The sequence below is a fragment of the Sulfobacillus thermosulfidooxidans DSM 9293 genome (assembly GCF_900176145.1).
Classification (GTDB): Bacteria; Bacillota; Sulfobacillia; order Sulfobacillales; family Sulfobacillaceae; genus Sulfobacillus; species Sulfobacillus thermosulfidooxidans.
In genome coordinates, this window is record NZ_FWWY01000001.1 from 2,203,698 (window position 1) to 2,222,840 (window position 19,143).

Annotated in this window: 14 protein-coding genes and 2 pseudogenes; 15 read left to right on the forward strand and 1 reads right to left on the reverse strand. The window is 53.6% G+C overall.

From position 1 onward, the window contains the following. Positions 1 to 37: 37 nt before the first annotated feature. A complete protein-coding gene (locus B8987_RS11065) occupies positions 38 to 1,708 on the reverse strand; it encodes an ABC1 kinase family protein (protein WP_084661931.1) in 1,671 nt (556 codons plus the stop codon). A 163-nt stretch (positions 1,709 to 1,871) separates the two neighbouring features. On the opposite strand from B8987_RS11065, the gene cdaA reads away from it, so the two are divergent. The 15 genes and pseudogenes from cdaA to B8987_RS20005 all read left to right on the forward strand — a co-directional run. Continuing rightward, positions 1,872 to 2,693, forward strand: coding sequence for a diadenylate cyclase CdaA (cdaA, locus tag B8987_RS11070; protein ID WP_026040561.1), 822 nt, complete (start codon positions 1,872 to 1,874; stop codon positions 2,691 to 2,693). Beyond that, positions 2,693 to 3,631: a CdaR family protein gene (locus B8987_RS11075; protein ID WP_083659375.1), complete on the forward strand. Its 939-nt coding sequence runs from the start codon at positions 2,693 to 2,695 to the stop codon at positions 3,629 to 3,631. Before cdaA ends, B8987_RS11075 begins: the two co-directional genes overlap by 1 nt. Before the next feature lie 48 nt (positions 3,632 to 3,679). Continuing rightward, positions 3,680 to 5,020 carry a phosphoglucosamine mutase gene (glmM, locus tag B8987_RS11080; RefSeq protein ID WP_084661548.1) on the forward strand — a complete coding sequence of 447 codons (1,341 nt, stop codon included), beginning with the start codon at positions 3,680 to 3,682 and terminating at the stop codon, positions 5,018 to 5,020. A gap of 226 nt (positions 5,021 to 5,246) precedes the next feature. Further along, complete coding sequence (glmS, locus tag B8987_RS11085) at positions 5,247 to 7,064, forward strand: glutamine--fructose-6-phosphate transaminase (isomerizing) (protein WP_076006721.1); 1,818 nt, start codon at positions 5,247 to 5,249, stop codon at positions 7,062 to 7,064. Positions 7,065 to 7,242: 178 nt separating this feature from the next. After that, positions 7,243 to 8,076 (forward strand): TnsA endonuclease N-terminal domain-containing protein, encoded by an 834-nt coding sequence (locus B8987_RS11090; RefSeq protein ID WP_084661549.1) that lies wholly within the window; start codon positions 7,243 to 7,245, stop codon positions 8,074 to 8,076. Next, positions 8,073 to 10,208, forward strand: coding sequence for a Mu transposase C-terminal domain-containing protein (locus tag B8987_RS11095; RefSeq protein ID WP_084661550.1), 2,136 nt, complete (start codon positions 8,073 to 8,075; stop codon positions 10,206 to 10,208). Before B8987_RS11090 ends, B8987_RS11095 begins: the two co-directional genes overlap by 4 nt. A gap of 22 nt (positions 10,209 to 10,230) precedes the next feature. Beyond that, complete coding sequence (locus B8987_RS11100) at positions 10,231 to 11,907, forward strand: ATP-binding protein (protein WP_084661551.1); 1,677 nt, start codon at positions 10,231 to 10,233, stop codon at positions 11,905 to 11,907. 12 nt (positions 11,908 to 11,919) lie between these two features. Further along, entirely contained in the window at positions 11,920 to 13,815 is a 1,896-nt protein-coding gene (locus B8987_RS11105) for a TnsD family Tn7-like transposition protein (protein WP_084661552.1), read from the forward strand. Beyond that, the gene (locus B8987_RS11110; protein ID WP_139793532.1) at positions 13,778 to 15,361 is read left to right on the forward strand and encodes a hypothetical protein; all 1,584 of its coding nucleotides are present in this window, start codon (positions 13,778 to 13,780) and stop codon (positions 15,359 to 15,361) included. Before B8987_RS11105 ends, B8987_RS11110 begins: the two co-directional genes overlap by 38 nt. Positions 15,362 to 16,144: 783 nt before the next feature. Next, positions 16,145 to 16,342, forward strand: coding sequence for a hypothetical protein (locus B8987_RS11115; protein WP_084661554.1), 198 nt, complete (start codon positions 16,145 to 16,147; stop codon positions 16,340 to 16,342). A gap of 185 nt (positions 16,343 to 16,527) precedes the next feature. Beyond that, positions 16,528 to 17,670: a hypothetical protein gene (locus B8987_RS11120; protein ID WP_084661555.1), complete on the forward strand. Its 1,143-nt coding sequence runs from the start codon at positions 16,528 to 16,530 to the stop codon at positions 17,668 to 17,670. A gap of 178 nt (positions 17,671 to 17,848) precedes the next feature. Further along, a pseudogene (locus tag B8987_RS11125) lies at positions 17,849 to 18,171 on the forward strand (metal-sensing transcriptional repressor). Then, positions 18,162 to 18,482 carry an SHOCT domain-containing protein gene (locus B8987_RS19655; protein ID WP_084661556.1) on the forward strand — a complete coding sequence of 107 codons (321 nt, stop codon included), beginning with the start codon at positions 18,162 to 18,164 and terminating at the stop codon, positions 18,480 to 18,482. Before B8987_RS11125 ends, B8987_RS19655 begins: the two are co-directional and overlap by 10 nt. A gap of 48 nt (positions 18,483 to 18,530) precedes the next feature. Next, positions 18,531 to 18,707: a YHS domain-containing protein gene (locus B8987_RS11135; RefSeq protein WP_084661557.1), complete on the forward strand. Its 177-nt coding sequence runs from the start codon at positions 18,531 to 18,533 to the stop codon at positions 18,705 to 18,707. 221 nt (positions 18,708 to 18,928) lie between these two features. Then, positions 18,929 to 19,036 (forward strand): annotated as a pseudogene (locus B8987_RS20005) (cation transporter); the annotation flags it as partial. Between the last annotated feature and the right edge of the window lie 107 nt (positions 19,037 to 19,143).

Consider the following 19,143-nt stretch of genomic DNA (forward strand, 5'->3'; position numbering starts at 1 on the left):
CCGTTATCGGCATGAAGATGGTTCTATCTAGTTGATATTACGGCAGATGGCGACCATGAAAAAGGGTGCCATATAAAAAGGCGAAAAAGGCCAAGAGATAGAATCCGCCACTCAGCACATCATGATGATGGACGAGTAATAAGGTGGCTATTAGCGAAAATCCGACCACGTAGATCGACTGAATAAGGCCTCGAATCCCCCGGTATAAAGAGTGTAGTTGGGAGGTTCCCTGTTTCCATTCGACCTTGGCTTCTAGTTCGCCATTCTCGACTTGTTTGAGAATACGGTGAGACAATTCCGGGAGATCTACGAGCGTTTTGGTCATGTCCATGACGACGTGTTTGGCATAGCCCAATGTCCCACCGCGGTCTTCGGTGACGAATCGCTTCGCATAAGGTGCAAATAATTCAACGAGATTGATATCCGGATCAAGACCGGTGGCTAATCCCACTAAAATGGCAATTGCGCGTCCCAAAAACGCGAATTGTCCCGGCACTTGAATGGGCTGCGTGCGCAATAAATTTTCAAAATCCCGCAACAACGCGACGAGATCGAGCGATTTTAACTCGTCCAAGGTTTCGGCATAATAACGGTCTAACAGGTATTGGATCTGCCGGCGCAATTGGGCCCGGTCGGCATCAGGGCGAACCATTCCAAGCGCTTCCATGCTGGCTTGGAGTTCGGTGGCATTGCGCTTGGACACGGCCACAAAGAGTCGCCGAATCTGTTTGCGTGAGGCTTGATCAATAATCCCAATCATGCCGTAGTCCAACAGAATGAGTTTCGCGTCTTTTGTTACGAGGATATTGCCTGGATGCGGATCCGCGTGAAAAATACCCGATTCCATCACCATATGTAAATATAAATGGATAGCTTCTTCGGCAACGACGGTGGGATTTATGTGATGCTGCTTGAGCTCCTCTAATTGATTTATCTTAATCCCATCTTGAAAGGCCATGGTCAAGACACGACTGGTTGAGTACTCGGGGTATGTTTTTGGCACGATAACATAACCAAGATGCCGGACGTCTTGACGAATGAGTTCGGTATTGGCCAATTCTTGTTGGTAGTTGAGTTCTTCAGTGACGACGCGCCGAAATTCCCGAAGTACAGTGAACAGGTCAAAAGCCTGACCAAATCGGGTAAAACGTGTGGCCAGATTCACGACGATACTGAGAGCCTTGAGATCGGCTTGTACGGTGCTCTCGATATAGGGACGCTGCACTTTTACGGCGACTTCCGTCCCGTCGTGGAGTGCGGCCCGGTAGACCTGTCCTAATGAGGCCGCGGCCAGAGGCTTTTCATCAAAAATGAGAAAGGATTCATGCAACGGGCCCAACTCTTGTTCTAGAATAGGACGAACCTGGGACCAAGGGGCGCTTTTGACATTGTCTTGCAGGGCTTGAAGTTGATCGATAAAGGGTTTGGGCAATAAATCCACCCGGCTCGACAAAAATTGCCCAACCTTAATCACTAATCCGCCAAGTTGTTCAGCGGTTTGCCGAAATTTTATGGCTTGGCGCGTATAGAGTTGCTCGAAAAAGGCGTCTTTTTCCGGACTATCGGGACGATTTCGGTGCCAGAATGCGGCCCAGCCAATCCGGAGGATTATGCCAACGAATAATGTCACGACACGGTAAATGCGATGAACAACCCTCGTCCAGCTGAGCTGAGCTGCTGGCAGGGCGCCTTCTTTCTCGTGGGTCATAGATGGCACGTGATTTCCCCCTCCCGGCTAGTCTATCATAGCAGGTAGAGGATGGACGCGGGTTTTGGTCAGGACTTGCCACCTGACCAAAAGATTTGACGTGAAGAATATGGTACGCTTAAAAGGGTACAGGATATTGGGGTCAGTAAGTGGGGTGGAACCGGTGTTATCATTTGTACAAAATATGTCATGGTCATCATGGCTCCTATCCGTGGTCGATATATCCATTGTGGCTTACGGACTCTATCGCTTCTTTTTACTCATTCGGGGAACGCGGGCGGTACAACTCATCAAAGGTATTATCATTTTGTTGGTGGCGGTGCCCGTGTCCAATTGGCTGCATCTATACACGACACATTTTCTGTTACAGCAAATTCAGGTGATGCTTGTCGTGGCGTTGCCTATTGTATTTCAACCCGAACTTCGGCGCGCCCTTGAACACATTGGTCAAGGACGGTTTTTTTCCGAAGGCATTTTAGTGCACGAAGAAACCGATATGGCCAAGGCCATTGACGAACTGGCTAGGGCTTGTGATCATCTCTCCCGGAGCCGGACCGGGGCCTTGTTTGTTATAGAACGGACGACAGGGTTGAATGAATACGCGGCAACGGGAACCCCGATTGGAGCCATCGTGTCCGCACCGCTTTTGGAGAATATCTTCGTTCCTAATACCCCGTTGCATGATGGGGCATGCATTATTCGCGGGGACCGGGTTATTGCTGCGGCAGCTTTTTTGCCGCTAACGGATAGTGCGCAGCCCGGAAGTGAACTAGGGAGCCGTCACCGTGCCGCCATTGGGATTAGTGAGCAGTCCGATGCGATTAGTGTGGCTGTCTCCGAGGAGACCGGATGGATATCTGTGGCCGTCGAAGGGCAATTATATCGGCGACTCGATGACCGGGCCCTAAGGGATATGTTAAGTCGTTTATTGATCACTAAACCTCATGCGCCCTTAAAAATTTGGCGGAGGGGTGTGAATTCGTGATGGACCGTCTTTTGGAAAATGATACAATCTTGAAGATCATTTCCTTAATCGTCGCGTTGTTTTTATGGTTTCAAGTGACCTCCACCAATGCCCAAGTGGTGGCAGATCGTCCGATTGGCCCGGTACCCTTGGAATATACTCCTCCCACCAAATCTAATCTGACCGTCATGTCTATGAACCCGAATACGGTCACCGTGCAAATCAAAGGACCCGTCCAATCTATAAACCAGGTCAATCCCCATGCCATTGCGGCTTTTGTTGACATGCAAGGACTTACCCATTCGGGAACATATACGTTGCCGGTCCGGGTTTCCGTTCCCACGGGAACGAGTTTTGTAAATGTTGTCCCCAACAAAGTTACCGTGGTGGTGGATGAGATGGGCACCAGACATATGAACATTAACTTGCGCCCCATTGGCTCACCAGCCCCTGGCTATGAGCTGCAGCAGTTAACCAGTAATACGCAAACGGCGACATTGTCAGGTCCGACGACAGATTTGAACATGGTTCATGAAGTGGTTGCCGAAGTGCCGGTAGGTGGGCGCGATGCAAGTTTTCAAGAACAAGTAATTCTGTTACCCTTAAACGCGGATGATCGCGTGGTTCAGCATGTGCAGGTATCACCGGCCATGATTTCTGCTTCGGCGACGATCAAGAAGCGCCCGCCGGAAAAGGTCGTAGGCGTGGTGGCGAAATTAAGTGGTCATCCAGCATCAGGTTATCAAATTACGAATATTCGCGTGCGGCCCGCTAACGTTACCATTACTGGCAGCCAAAGCGCCATTAATGCGGTGTCGGTTGTCTATACGATTCCGATTAATGTCTCCGGAGATACGAGTTCCGTATCAGCGGCAGTGCCACTGGTATTTCCTTCTGGGGTTTCAGGAGTCAAACAACAAGATGTTAGCGTGACTGTCACCATTACTAAAGCGGGATAATAGGGTATAAGCAGGTGTTCATTTAACGGATTGAAGGGACTGTCGTTCATGTCGTTGTTTGGTACGGATGGGGCTCGGGGTATTGCGAATGTGGACCTCACGATTGATTTAGCCACGAAAATTGCAAGAGCTGCTGCCAAGTCCTTGGGCTCTGGCGCTCGCGTCCTGATTGGACGGGACACACGTATTTCGGGCCCGATGTTAGAAGCGGCGTTAACAGCCGGATTTACTGCAAGCGGCGTAGATGTCTTGTTAGTCGGAATGCTCCCTACGCCGGCATTGGCATATTTAATCAGTAAAATGGATTGCCAAGCTGGAGTCATGATTTCGGCATCGCACAACCCACCGCAATACAACGGAATCAAGTTATTAGATCACCAAGGACGGAAGTGGCCGATTGAGCAAGAGGCGCTCGTCGAGCAGATGGTTCTCTCCGGAGAGTTTCAAGCCGTTGGCGATTCTCATATTGGACGCGTCTTTCATTATGAGACAACAGCCATCGGCCATTACCTTCGCTATTTAGAGAGCTTATTTGCCGGACTGATTCCCGAGCTTCATGTGGGACTGGATTTAGGACATGGAGCGGCCCAGGCAACCGCAGAAAGGGTTCTACGAAATCTCGGAGTGCATGTCCATCCCTTGTTTCATGAACCTGAAGGCTCCTTAATTAATGTCCGTTGCGGTGCCACGGATCCATCGACGTTGCAAGACCAAGTGTTATTGAATAGGTGGGATTTAGGTCTAGCCTTTGATGGAGATGCAGATCGTTTAATTGCTGTCGATCATACAGGACATATTGTAGACGGGGACGAGATCTTATATGTTTTGGCAACGGGTCTCAAGCAACAAGGCCTGTTGGCTCAAAATACCGTCGTCGCCACCGTGATGTCGAATCTCGGCTTAGAACGCGCTCTGGAAAAAGAAGGGATTGTTCTCGAGCGCACACCTGTGGGTGACCGCTGGGTCGCACAACGCATGCGGGAACAGGGCTTTGTGCTCGGGGGTGAACAGTCAGGGCATGTGATTTTAGCTCAGTACGCTTCCACTGGCGATGGACTATTGACGGCTCTAGCCCTTTTAGCAGAGATTCGCCGGCAAAATCAATCGTTAGCGGAACTTGTGGGGGCTGTGGAACGTTACCCGCAAATATTGCGTAACGTAAGAATTGAAAAGACCGTGGCAGAGTGGGAGAGTATTCCCGGACTTGTTGAATTGGTCAAAGAGGCTGAACACAGTCTAGGTCGTGATGGGCGTGTTTTCATCCGGCCTTCCGGAACAGAGCCTTTGTTGCGTATTATGGTAGAGGGACGTGATCTTCAAGAGATTACAATGTGGGCTGACCGTTTAGAATCGGTCGTGCAGCATGCTTTGGAGTCGGCTAAGGCATAACCTGCATAGGGCCCAAGTAGCGCCGGAACCTTTCGTTCGAGAATGAAAAGAAAGCCAAGAATATGGGTTTGAGACGAAAGGTTGACGAGGTGAGGGATCTCGAAGTCTTCGGCGGGTGACCTCCGGCTTCCCGACAGTCGTCAAATCACGAACAAAGGTCGTTTGTAAAGACGACACAAAAACGTGTAGTTGGGACCGACTCCAATCCTTTTGGAGGCGATGACAAGTGTGTGGCATTGTAGGATTCGTTGGGGAGAAAGACGATGCCCTCCCCTTTATTTTTAATGGACTAAAACGGTTGGAATATCGAGGATATGATTCGGCGGGTATTGCTTTGGCCGCCTCATCGGGCATTGCTATTCAGAAGACCCGGGGAAAACTCGCGGCATTAGGCGAGTTATTGGCATCCTTACCATCAGGAGTTCCCTGTGGAATTGGGCATACCAGGTGGGCAACACATGGGCGTCCCACGGATGAAAATGCCCATCCGCATACCGATTGCCGGGGAGAAATTGCCACGGTTCATAACGGGATTATTGAAAATTTCCAGGCTCTGCGTGAAGAATTGATGGCGAAAGGCCATGTGTTTCAATCAGAGACTGATACGGAAGTCATTCCGCACTTGCTTGAAGAATACGGAGGCGCTGAGGATTTAGAAGGAGCCGTGCGTAAAGCTGAAAGCCGGCTTGAAGGGGCCTATGCCTTTTTAGCGATTTCTTCAAGGCATCCTGATCGGATCGTGGCCGTGCGGCGTACGAGTCCTTTGATTATTGGATTGGGCGAAGATGCGAATTATTTGGCTTCGGATTTCAGTGCCTTTTTAGCCGCGACGAAACGCGCTCAAATTCTAGAGAACGGCGACATGGCGGTGGTGACCCCGCGTTCTGTAACCATTACGAATTTGGCTGGCGACATGATTACACGCCCCGTTATCACCGTCGATTGGGATATTAAGCAAGCGGAACGCGGCGGTTATGCGCACTTTATGTTAAAAGAAATTATGGAGCAGCCCGATGTCTGGGGAGACTGCCTTTTAGGACGCATTCATGAAGACCAAGTTGTTCCCAAAGAAATCGGGTTGACGCCCGAGTTACTGACCAGGGTGAAACGGATTCAAATTGTTGCGGCCGGTACCGCGTATCATGCAGGGTTGATTGGGAAATCTTTAATCGAGCGCTTGGCGCGAGTTCCCGTTAATGTCGATGTAGCCTCTGAATTTCGTTATGCTCATCCGATATTAGATAAGGACACCATGGTCATTGCCATATCGCAGTCGGGAGAAACGGCAGACACCTTGGCCTGCTTGCGAATGGCCCGCGAACAGGGGGTCTTTACGTATAGTATTACGAATACGGTAGGGTCCACGGTGGCACGGGAATCCGATGCTGTAGCCTATACCCTAGCGGGACCAGAAATTGCGGTGGCATCGACTAAAGCCTATACGACCCAAATACTGGTTTTGACGCTGTTAGCATTAGCACTCGCGCAAGTTCACGGCAATCCTCGACCAGATTTGGTCCGGCGCATGTTACAGTTGCCGCTATTAGGACATAAAGTGCTAGACCGTATGAACCAAGGTATTGAAAGCATGGCCCAGAGATTGGCTAAGACGCATGATGTGTTTTATATTGGCCGCGGTCTCGATTATGCCTTAGCGATGGAAGGGCAGTTGAAGATTAAGGAAATCTCGTATTTACATGCCGAAGCTTATGCGGCAGGGGAACTCAAACACGGGACCTTAGCTTTAATTGAAGAAGGCACCCCGGTCGTGGCTATTGTGACGGAACGGGAAGTTGCGGATAAGACGGTATCAAATATTTTGGAAGTGAAAGCTCGGGGTGCTGAAGTATGGGGGATCGTTGATGATTGGCTGCCTTCCACCCTACCTATTGATCACCGCATTGCCGTGCCGATTGAGGAACCGCTTTTGGCTCCGGTATTGGCGGCCATCCCGCTCCAACTCTTGGCCTATTATACGGCAGTGGCCCGCGGTCACGATGTGGATCAACCGAGAAATTTGGCCAAATCTGTCACTGTAGAATAGAGGCCGTTCAGAGCGAACATGGTTGTTGAGAGTAAAAAATTAGCTAGACTCGATAAAAATTACCTAGACTGAGAAAAAATTATCTAGACTGTGTTGGAAGAACATGGTACAGTTGGAACAAGGGAAAACGCTTGTTCTAACTGTACCTCTTTGTTTTTTAATTATAAGGAGGGCGACATTGGCCAAACGTAAACGAGAAAGCACTCCTAACACCATTGAACGGCGAACCAAAGAAGGACGGGGCACCGGACGTGGGGTGGATTATAAGCCGTGGCTTTTGGTGCAAGATGTCCCGTCCCAAGGATTAGCCAGCCGGGTGAAGGGTGTAAAGACTGGCCGCGTCCATCATCTGTTAAGTCAACTTGAATATCGGTGTTTTTTGATTCTGGATTGGTCGGAGCGGATTACGGATATTCGCGAACAGTTTCCGCTTTTGCCGCTCGACGAAACCCTAGCTTTAGCGGAATCTCTGGGGATTAAACATCCTCGCGATCCCAAAACCCAAATTCCTACAGTGCTCACATCCGACTTTCTCATTACCGTCAAACAGGGAGAGGGAACAGGAGAACAAGTCCTCAGTATCAAGCCATCCAATCAACTCTCTCGCCCACGAGTGTTAGAAAAACTCGAATTGGAACGCCAATATTGGGCAAAGCGCCAGGTGCCGTGGCATATTGTCACGGAACAGGATATTCCCAGGAGCTTGGCTGATAATTTGGAGTGGCTCCAGCCGTATCGATTTTCCGATGTTCTCTCACCGCTGGCGTCGTCCGATATCCAACGTATCCGCGTGGTTTTGGAACAGGCCTTGCTGAAGGTTCAACCGTTATCGGATGTTGTACGGGCTGTCGATGATCGGCTGGGATTGGATCCGGGAACGAGTTTGTCCGTTGCCCGCCATTTGTTGGCGACGCGTGCGTGGCGAACAAATTGGATGGCACCGTTTAATTTGAGCCAACCGCTTGTCTTGCAACGTCCGGGCGAGCTCTCCTCGGAGGTGGGTGTCTCATGAATTGGGCAGTCAACCAGCTCATTGAATGGCTTGGGGAAAACGGCGATCCCCTGACGGAGCGGCTACTGTGGATGGATCTTTCTTATACCGATGTATACCTTTTCAATGTCCGGGATCCCAAAGCGCTGCCTGTCTGGCGTCGCCTCAAAGACTTGGAGAGTGCGGTCAGTCAAGGCATAGCTCGGGTTTTGGCGGAAGACCCGTTTTTAAAGGGAATGCGTCCGGATGACCTGGTAACGGAATCCCAACGTGTTCAACGGGATCAAGCGTGGCAGATTATTCAGCCGTTGGTGGAAATGGCGGACGAGGCCATTTATCGCCCAGAGACGCGAGGACCGTTGATTGCCGACATTTCAGTGCGTGCTGGGGTCACGAAGACAACGATTTATGGATATCTTCGGCGTTATTGGCGTGGTGGTCAAACGAAAAATGCCTTGTTACCCGAATATGAACGTCGTGGTGGACGAGGTAAGACCAAAAGGGTCAGCGACCGTAAGAGAGGCCGACCGCCCCGACGGACGGACACGGTCACAGACGAATTCGGAATCAATGTGGATGAGGGAATCCGGGAAAAATTTCGCCGCGGGATCCGTCTGTTTTATGAAACGCGGAAGACCCGCACGCTGAAAGAAGCATATCAACTCATGTTGGAACATTTATTCCATCAGGGGTATGACAAACGGGGCGATATTTTGGTGCCCGTCCTTCCACCAATTACCGAACTTCCGAGCTTTGGTCAATTCCGTTATTGGTACGAAAAGGAACGGGATTGGGAAACTTCCCAAAAGCGGCGTTTAGGTGAACGGCGATACGCTCTAAGTCGACGGCCTATTACGGGGGATTCTACGCAAATGGCCCAAGGCCCTGGGGCTTTGTATCAGATCGATGCTACCATTGCCGATGTTTATTTAGTCAGCCGATGGGACCGTAACCGCGTGATCGGTCGACCCGTGGTGTATATGGTAGAAGACGTTTTTAGTCGCATGATTGTCGGCTTGTCCGTCAGCCTGGAAGGACCGAGTTGGTTGGGCGCGATGTTGGCATTGGAAAACGCGGCGAGTGATAAAACGGGATTTTGCGGCCGATTTGGCATTGAGGATGTTTCGTGGTGGCCGGTGCAACACCTACCAGATGCCATTTTGGCTGACCGGGGCGAACTAGAGGGTTATAATGCCGACCAGTTGGTCAATGCGTTGGCGATTCGCGTGGCCAACACGCCGCCCTATCGTGGGGACTTGAAAGCGATTATCGAGCAGAACTTTCGGTTGATGAATCTCAACCTCGTTGGTCAGTTGCCTGGAGCGGTGGTGAAGGACCGGGAACGGGGCGAACCGGATTATCGCCTCGATGCGGTGCTAACATTGGACGAATTTACCCATCTGTTGGTCTTGTCGGTACGCGACCATAACCTGTATCAACGATTGGAGTCCTATCCTATGACCGAGGATATGATGGGGGACAACGTGGAGCCGTATCCGTGGGATCTATGGCAGTGGGGGATTACCCATCGTTCCGGCCATCTACGGTCGGTGCCTCATGATGTCCTTCGGTTAAACCTACTACCGGGAGCTGAGGCTTCGGTGACGCCGCGGGGCATCCAGTTTCGGGGGGTTCTCTATACCACGGAGCGCGCCATTCGCGAACAGTGGTATGAACGGGCTCGAGCTCGCGGAACATTTCGTGTAGCTATTGCATTCGATCCCCGGGTAATGGACGTCATCTACTTGCGCGATGACAATGGAATGGGCATTGAACCGGGCACCTTATTGGATCGCAATCAACAGTTTCGCGGGTATTCGTGGTGGGATTACGAGGCATGGAAGCAAGCGCAGGCAGAACGTACGGTCCATCGCGAGACTCGAGAACGCCAAGCACAAGCCGAATTGCATGCTGAAATGGCCAAAGTGGTCCAACAAGCCCAGACCGAAACCGAGCAAACGCGTGACGGCAGCAGTAAACGCGCTCGGGTGAAGTCCATTCGTGCCAATCGTCAGATTGAGCGCGATGAAGACCGCGGCACCCAAGGATGGCGTCTCGGACAAGAGGAAGCCAAGATCCTAGCTCCGCCCAACTGTCGGATGAGGAGGTCTATGTGCCCCCGCCTGATCGGATTACCCTGCTTCGGAGGCTAAAAAAGCCTGGGGAGGAGTCAAAATGAGCGACGAACTGCGGATTTTAGTGGGCCAAGGGCGTCGCATCGACGCTGACTATCAGACTCCGCCGATTGCGACGTACCAAGGAAATCCTTTCATTGAGGCCTTGCCCCCCATCTGGTCGGAGGAAGAGGTGGGTCAACAATTAACCTATGCCCCGCTCTATTCTTTGCAGGATCGGGACATGCCAGCCCACTATCGGCTTCATCTCATTCAAAACACTTTGCAATTTTTTGAACCCTTGCCGGTGCATTTGGAACTGGAACAACGCTTTTCGCGGATGATTCGCATTGGCTATTTGGCGCGCAATCCCCGCGATCCCCGATTTGTGGCCCAATTGCACGAAAATGCCGACCTTATCGCAAACGAGGGCAGTCTCTCGTCAGCAACGCGGTCGACCGCTACGGGATTTACCATCTTGGGCATGAGCGGAGTGGGGAAAACCACGTCGGTCGAGCGCGTTCTGTCACTCTACCCTCAACTCATTGGGCACCACGAATATGCAGGGCGGCCGCTGACCGTGATGCAGGTGGTCTGGCTTAAGCTGGACTGCCCGTTTGATGGCTCCATTAAGGGGCTCTGCTTGAATTTCTTTCAGGCAATCGATGATTTGTTGGGCTCCCGCTATTATGAGCGCTATGCCTCAGGTCGGCACACCGTGGATGAATTATTGCCGCGCATGGCCCGAGTGGCGGCCTTGCACGGTCTGGGCGTGCTGGTGATTGATGAGATCCAGCATCTCAGCGAGGCCAAAAGTGGTGGTTCCCGCAAGATGTTGAATTTCTTTGTCCAACTGGTCAACACCATCGGCCTTCCCGTAGTTCTGGTGGGCACCTACAAGGCCCAAGCGCTCTTAAGTGGCGAATTTCGGCAAACGCGTCGAGGGACCGGTCAGGGCGACTTTATCTGGGATCGCATGGCCAATGATGAGGTGTGGCAATTCTTCGTCGAATCCCTCTGGCGATTTCAATATACGCGACGGCTCGTTCCCTTGACGCCAGCCTTGCGAGATGCATTGTACGATGCCAGCCAGGGAATCACCGATTTTGCGGTGAAGTTGTACATGCTGGCGCAAGCACGGGCGATTACCCGAAATGATGACACCATCACCCCAGCTCTGATTCGATCGGTGGCCAAAGACAGCTTGCGGCTAGCGTCCCCCATTTTAGAAGCGCTTCGAACGGGCAATATCCGCTTGTTGCAAGGCGTCGACGATGTGGTGCCGTTGGATGTCGAACGGTATCTTGCAGAGGCCGAGCGGTCCGTGACGACCATGGGACGGCTTGATTCCCTGAGAAAACCGGCTGACCAGAGTTCATCGGTTACGGGCGAGTCCGCCTTAGTCGGGTGGTTGATCGAGGCAGGAGTACCTAAGATAGTGGCCCGACAGGCGGTAGAATTCATCCAGTCGGATGAAGCCACTTCTCTCCTTGATGACAGGCAAAATGCGTTGGAGAAGGCACGAGCTCTCATGCAATCAACGCCAGGCTCCGAGGATTCACCGAGCGCGCAGATGCCGGAAGCGGTGAAAAAACGTCCCTCTCAGAAGCAAGAGGGTGCTCCTGAGAGTTTGGTCCTAAAATCGGTCGTGCAAACAGGTCTCAAAGCGGGGAGGTCGGCCTACGGCGCGTTGAAAAATGCAGGATGGATCCAATCAATGGAGGCGTTTGTTAGTTAAGCGGAGGATGGCATGATTACAGTCTTTCCCGATCCGTATCCGGATGAATTGCTTTATAGCGTGTGTGCCAGATATCAGGAACGGATGATGTGGGGCAATCAGAAAACGACACTGGAAGACTTGTTCGGAAGCAACACGGTAGTGGCGGTTGTGGATTTACCTGGGCACGTGGACGCCTTAATAAGCCATTTGCCGGCAGGCCATCGGTACTCATCCGACGAAATCATCGATCGTCACACCTTGCTCCCCTATTTTTCTCCATTTCTTGCGGCAAGCCAACTGGAAGGGGTCCGCCTTGCCATGAGACGTGGGTCGGGATCGGGGATTTCCGGACGTGCCGGCATCATGGCATCAACCGTCAAGACGCCGCAAGTGTTACAGTACTGTCCACAATGCGTGGAAGCAGACCGCACGGCCTATGGAGAGGCCTATTGGCATCGGGTGCACCAACTCCCTGGTTTGACCGTGTGCCCCCATCATTCCGGGACGTCGATCTACCCGAGTCAGGTGGCCATTCATAGTTCGGGGAGACGTCAGGGCTTTGATATCTTGGAGGCGACGACACCAGAGGCATATAAGGAACCTGTATTATACCCTGGTGCCAATGCCCAACCCGATCTGAATACCTTTGTCGCCCACCAAAGTTGGGGTTTGCTTTCGCAATCTCGCGTGGCGGTAGGGTTGGATGCGTTAAGACAGCGCTACATGGAACAGTTGCAGAACCGGGATCTGGCGAACACGAACGGTCGGATTCGGGCACGGGAATTTGTGCAACAATTTGAGCAGTTTTATGGCCGCGATTGGCTGCGAGCGATGGGTTGCGGGCTAACCGAGGACGGTGAGCAAGCGTGGGTCTTACGAATGGTCCGCCATCCCAAAGGTTCCCAACATCCCTTCAAGCATCTGTTGTTGACGCATTTTCTCGGGATGACGATGGACGCGTTATTGGAACCTAAAAGGCCTTCCCTCCGCCTTAATCGGCTCTGGCCGTGTCTTAATCGAGTAGCCGTCCATTATGGGCAACCTCTAATATCGGAGGCACAAACCCAGCTTCGACAGACAAGTGGTGGGAAGGTAGGTGTTTTCACCTGTTCGTGTGGCTTTAGTTACCGTTGCGCGATCGGTGAAGATCCGTATCTTGAGGCGAAGGTCGTCCAATTTGGCCCTATTTGGGAAGCAAAACTTAAAAAGCTGAGCGAGGACGCGACGGTGTCCCTTCGCGGGGCGGCGCGGATTTTAGGCGTGGATCCCGCGACAGTGAAATATCACGCCACCCGATTGCAGCTGGGAAGATGGCAACGACCTCTCTCTCCCGGTAAGACTCCTCAGCAAGGTTCGATCGAAGATTACCGCCAACATTGGCTTGATGTGCAAGCACAGTATCCGGAGATGGGACGTACTGCACTTCGTCAGATGGCGCCGGCGGTTTGGTCGTGGCTGTACTGCCATGATCGGGAATGGCTCATGGCTCATCAGCCCTCTGCCGCACCAACACTGCGGCCTGAACGGATAAGCCGTGTGGACTGGACTCAGAGAGACCGTGACTGCGCTGCCCAAGTTCCTGCCATTGTCACCCGTTTGAAGCAACAAGAAGACCCCATCGTCCGTGTGACGGCCAAAGCCATCTTTCGGGAATTGGGTCACAGCAGTTGGCTTGAGCGCCATCACGACAAACTTCCTCTCACCATCCAAACCATTGCCGAAGTGGTGGAGGATCGGATCGCGTTTGCCTTGCGACGTTTAGATATAGTGGCGACGGATTTTTGGCGCACAGGCCGCACACCGAACCCATGGGAGCTACTACGTTCGGCGGGAATCCGAACTGACTTGGCCCGCCTTTCAGAAATCCAAAATACAGCAGCTCGGCTTTGTGACCCAGTGGTCGCGATCACTTATGCCGACTCGTAGGATTCATTGGAGTCCCTGGCCATTTGCCCCCAATCAAGTGGTCACCCTTTATTGGATTCGTTCGCCCCAGCGCGACCCCGTGAGTGGTCAATGGATGACGACGGCTGTCTTTCAGGATGATGCCCAACGCCTCCACGAGGTGTCGGTTCCCTGGGGCTTTTTGCCTTGGCTCAAGCTCGGGCGCTTATATCGCAACGGGGTCCCGGTGCGGGATGCATCGCAAGGGTGCCTCATCGCGATAGACGACTTGGATCAATGGGATGTTCAAATAGCGGAAGCCGGCCAGGTCATTCCCCGAACGGGGTATCCGCTTCGAACGGCGATGAATTTGGCCGAGTTCTGTTGGGTGTATTCTCGTGGGGCACGGACGGTCGTGGTGCCCCAATTCGAAGCCGTTCGGTCCGTGGTGGCTCCCACGCGATTTCTCGCCTTGGGATGTCTGCAACCATCGTTTCTTGATACCATCGTGCGAGATTACGACATCAAAGGGGACATCCTGTACATGGAGTTCAGTAAGGATATGCCGGTTCGGCTGCTCACGCGAGCCACGGTGTTGCAGTTAGCTCATCTTTTGCTGGATCCGTCACTTCGCCGATGTTGGGATGCCTTATACCCGTATCAGCGACGTATAGACTCGGGCCGCATGGCATGTCCTCCCCCTGATGTACGAAACTTGGTCGTTCGGGGTCAACCGATGCTGGCAGCTACCCTATTGGTCTATGAAGTTCTTGAGGCCAAGTTGTACCCCTTGCCGGTTCACCAGGTACTTTGGCGCCATCCCCAAAGCGAGCTTGAGCCAGAGTGGAATGAGACCAAAATCCGGTGGCACCGTGTGGATGCGGCCGGAAAAGATCTGGCGCTCGACAAACGGGTTGCCGCAACTGGTTCTGGGTCAATTCTGGTTGATGGCATGGGGGCCATCCGTGATACTCATAGGATTCAAGTCCGGCGGTGGGCGGTGGAGAGTCGTAGGACGCGAAATTGGCGTGTGTTGACGAAAGAACGGACAGAGTTCAGGGTGAGTGGCGCTGATGTGGGTTCCGGGGCCAAGAGGCAGTCCGTTGACGTCACCTTGGAGAGTCCACAGGGGGAGTTGTTGCAGAGGGATAGCGACGACGGGCTTAACGACTTTTGGCCGGCGATCCAATGGATGAAGCAGGACGCTCAAGGGTATGTTGCCGTCCATGTTTTTGATAGCCTCGGTGAGCAGGGGTTTTGGACGGTCGACGGGAAGCCTCGACGAGTGGCTATGGTGCGTGTGGTATTACCATCCGGGGATGAAGCCACTATTCTCGAATTTGCTCGACCAGACAAATATCCCATTTCGACGCTCATTGTGGCCAATATTCTCGATCAGGACGAGATTAAAACATTGCTGCCCTCTCTTTTGTTCCGTGAGGGCGGGTGGAATGGCTCCGCTTTAGATCGGCAATGGGGCTCCCACTATCATCTTCTTCGCCATCTGTCTCGTCCTCCACGACGGTGGGCCGCCTTGCTGACGGACTGGGCACGGATCATGTGGGGAACCCGTTCCAACATGGTGTAATGTCGATGATTCAGGTGCAATACTGTCTTCATGTTTTCTTACATAAGCGATCGAGGGTAGATCAGCTATAGACTGATGCAGGAGAGTTGTCAAGGAGCGTGTTATGCCTGCTTATACGGAACACCCATGACAGGGTCAGGTCATATCAAAGGACATGACCAGTCGAGGAATGGATGTTATCCCATCAGGATTTCCACACGGTATTCCGGCGAATCGGGGGATTTCTCAAAAGGTCGAGAAAGGTAATTTCACACCAAAATCCGGATACCCCAAAAATCATAGCATGGGTGGCGAACAAAACGTCCGGTGTGACACTACGGTTACAGGATTGTTATTGACGTGATACATTGCCTGACTACGATTAACCAGGATAATCGTAGTCAGGGTGGCAACAGACGGCGATCTTATCGCATGGCTCCTGGTCTGGCGATAGCATGGGGGCTATCACTGGCGGGAGGCGTGATGGGATCGAGGGGTGTCCGCTAGGCGACCTCGGGGATAATCATCGTAGGGGAGGATGTGGCGCCGTTGAAACCGTCTCGGAGCCTGGTGGGAATTCTTTTGGGCCTACTCAGTCTGGTGGCCGTGTGGGGGATCGGACGATGGCCTCCCGGGTTCCCGCGTTTCGCGCCCTCTCATCATTGGGGCCGGTACGGTTTCCGCCTGTGGGGTACGTTAGTGTGGTCTTTTTCTACGAGGCCGATACGTGATCGGCCTGTCTTCAGCAACTGGTCGAGTTGCAACAGGCACAGGCGCTGTTTCAGTCGCGAGGAGTGAAGACGTATGCCATTTCCGGTAGCTCCCTGCCACACGACAAGATTCTGGCCCGGCAACGGCACCTCACCATTCCCCATGGACACCCATGCGATCTTTATCATCAATCCTCGGGGGACGATTGTGTTTGCCATGGTGTCCCCGCATACCATGCACATTGCGATGACGCGCGTGATTGCCGCCGTCCGGCGGGCACTGACTCCGTGATCCTCGGGGCATCACCACATCACCATGTTGGGCCAATACTCGTTTCAGGTGCCCGAATCGGTGGCTCAAGGGCGACTGCGGCCGTTGAGGCGGCTCACCCGGCGGTAGTGCCTACTGCATTTTTCGTTCCGTTACTACCCGAACCCCATTAAGAATACGCGGTCGTAAGGAGGTGAGAGGCATCCATGTCATTAGCGTCCATGATTCAACCAGAGGTCGTGGCACAATTTTATCATGCCGTGCTCACCGTGGTCGTAGTGCTGATCACCATCGGACTGGCGGTGGTGCTGATCCGTTGGGTTTGGCGGCTCATTGCGGAATCTGAATCGCCGTCCGTGTCGCGGGAGGACCTCTGCGATCGGGCGCCGAAAATATGGGGAAAAGAGGGGCTCTGGCGGGCACTGGGGGCTTTGTGGGTGTTGGACGGCCTCTTACAACTACAGCCGGCTATGCCCAATTACGCCTTTTTAGAAATGGTGATCGCGCCCAATTTGTTGGGACAGCCAGGCTGGGTGGTACGTGTGATGGGGTGGGGGATTCAAGCCTGGTCGAATGCGCCGATCACGGCCGACGTGGTCGCGGTGTTTGTGCAACTCGGCATAGGACTAGCCTTGTTAGCAGGTCGTTGGCGCCCCTGGGGGCGCTGGGCCCTGTGGACATCCCTGTTTTGGGGTCTATTCGTCTGGATTTTAGGGGAAGGGATGGGCGGCATTCTGACCGGCCAGGCGTCCCTGGTCATCGGAGATCCCGGATCGGTCCTCTTCTATATGGCGAGCGCCGGATTGCTCCTCCTGCCGGATGCGATGTGGTTAGCCGGACAGGTGCGCCGTGGGGTGCGATGGGGCGTCGTGGGACTCTGGCTCTGGGGGGCTCTGGTGCAGGCGTGGCCGGGGGCGGGATTTTGGTCGGGACCCGCCCTCGGAACTCTCTTCCAAAATGCTGCCCAAAATGCGCAACCGCTCTGGCTGTCAGGGCCAATTTACGCCACCGCCCACTGGGTCACGCACCACGGTCTGGTGGCCAATGGCGTCATCGTGGGAATGATGAGTCTCCTCGCGCTTTTGTGGGCATGGCGACCCTATGGCCGTGGCACGATGGCGGTCACCATGGGGTGGCTCGGGGTGTTATGGTGGCTGGGGCAGGATTTTGGCGTCCTCGGGGGCGTGGGCACCGACCCGAATACCGCCCCCGTCTTCGCGCTACTGTTGGGGACGGCGGCGTGGAGTCAAAAACCCCTTGCCGATGTTCCTGCCCTTCGGTTCATTCCCTGGTTTCGTGCTAAGCGGGGTGCCGAGACATTGTCTGTCGAGCGAGGACGACGCGTGTGAGCGAGGACGCGATGCAGGTCGGGGCAGATCCTTGACAACGGAGAGGTGAGGATCTAGAATGACGCTAACCCCACCCGGGGTGGGGTGGGATGGAGGAGATTCGATGGAACCGGAATTCAAAAAATCGGCGGCGCTCCGGCTCAAAGTGGCTGCCGGCCATCTGGAAAGTGTGCGGCGGATGGTCGACGACGACGTCTATTGCGTAACCATATGAAGCAGGTGTCGGCCGTCCAAGCGAGTTTGGAGCAAGTCCAGCGGATTTTGTTGCAAAATCATTTGCGGACGTGTGTTTCCGACGCCATTCAGCACGGTATGGGGTCCGAGATTATTGCCGAACTGATGGAAGCTCTGAAGTACATGCCGTTTAGCGCAGGTGATGCCATTGAGCCGAAGGCTCCCTTGCATTCCTTGGTCGAGGGGACGTTTTGTGGGTGCCATGCCCCAGCGTCTGCCGAATTGAATGGGACGTCCAGAAAGGAGCGCGATAAGCCATGCCCATAATACTGCCCTACGGGTGGTGGTGGATTTTTCCGGTGTTCGGAATCGCCGCGATGCTCGTCTTTCGGTGGGTGATGGGGTCACAAAGCCCACGGCATCGGCACTCGGTCTCGTTTGGCCCCGAATGCGGCCCCCCCAGAGCATGCGGAGCGGATGTGAGCGCGGAATTCCGTGAATCCGTGCCCCCAACGGCTTCCTCCCGCCAAGACCCTTTGATGATCGCGCGGGAGCGGTACGCCCAGGGCCTCATATCCCAAAATGAATTTGACGTTCTGGTCGAAAGGCTCGTGAAAACGGAGGGGAAAACCTGGTAACGAGCACGGGGGACCGCATGATAAGCACACGGTGAGGAGAGGATCTCAATGGAGCACGATGTGGTGTGTCAGATGGCCGTGGATCCGATCACGGCCATGGCACGGGACTATCAGGGTCAAACGTACTATTTCTGTTGCGAAGGCTGTGCCCGAGCCTTCCTGGCGGATCCCGGCCCCTATCCCAAGCATAACACGCCCCAAAAGCCCGTTAGGCAGCGCGCATAATTACCTGAACCAGGACGAGGATTTGAAAGCCATAAACACTTGGATCCGCATTTCAAGTTAATCAAGTTATTTTTGCGCGATGCCTTAGGCCGCGTGGCGGGAAGTGGGATGGGAATACGGGAGGGGGATAGACAATGGCCACAGACACTGTAGAGCACGGAAACGGAGTGAGCGCACCCTCGGGGTCGGCCGCAGGCGGCGTGACGCTGGAAATCGGGGGAATGACGTGTGCCACGTGTGCCCTCAGTATTGAAAAGACGTTGAAGCAACAGCCGGGTGTCACCAAGGCCCAGGTGAATCTGGCGCTGGAACGCGCGGATATCCGATTTGACGCCGGTCAAGTGGCCCTGCCCGAACTTATGCAAGCCGTGACGCAACTGGGCTACACGGTCCGCCACGATACGGTGACGCTATGGGTCCCAGGCATCGATGAGGA

Excerpts from the sequence above, each read along its gene's own strand:
- B8987_RS11095 (WP_084661550.1), top strand. The coding sequence starts at position 8,073 with ATGAATTGGGCAGTCAACCAGCTCATTGAATGGCTTGGGGAAAACGGC.
- B8987_RS19655 (WP_084661556.1), top strand. The coding sequence starts at position 18,162 with ATGCCCATAATACTGCCCTACGGGTGGTGGTGGATTTTTCCGGTGTTC.
- glmM (WP_084661548.1), top strand. The coding sequence starts at position 3,680 with ATGTCGTTGTTTGGTACGGATGGGGCTCGGGGTATTGCGAATGTGGAC.
- B8987_RS11100 (WP_084661551.1), top strand. The coding sequence starts at position 10,231 with ATGAGCGACGAACTGCGGATTTTAGTGGGCCAAGGGCGTCGCATCGAC.
- B8987_RS11120 (WP_084661555.1), top strand. The coding sequence starts at position 16,528 with ATGTCATTAGCGTCCATGATTCAACCAGAGGTCGTGGCACAATTTTAT.
- B8987_RS11065 (WP_084661931.1), bottom strand. The coding sequence starts at position 1,708 with ATGACCCACGAGAAAGAAGGCGCCCTGCCAGCAGCTCAGCTCAGCTGG.
- B8987_RS11135 (WP_084661557.1), top strand. The coding sequence starts at position 18,531 with ATGGAGCACGATGTGGTGTGTCAGATGGCCGTGGATCCGATCACGGCC.
- B8987_RS11105 (WP_084661552.1), top strand. The coding sequence starts at position 11,920 with ATGATTACAGTCTTTCCCGATCCGTATCCGGATGAATTGCTTTATAGC.
- B8987_RS11115 (WP_084661554.1), top strand. The coding sequence starts at position 16,145 with ATGCCATTTCCGGTAGCTCCCTGCCACACGACAAGATTCTGGCCCGGC.
- B8987_RS11075 (WP_083659375.1), top strand. The coding sequence starts at position 2,693 with ATGGACCGTCTTTTGGAAAATGATACAATCTTGAAGATCATTTCCTTA.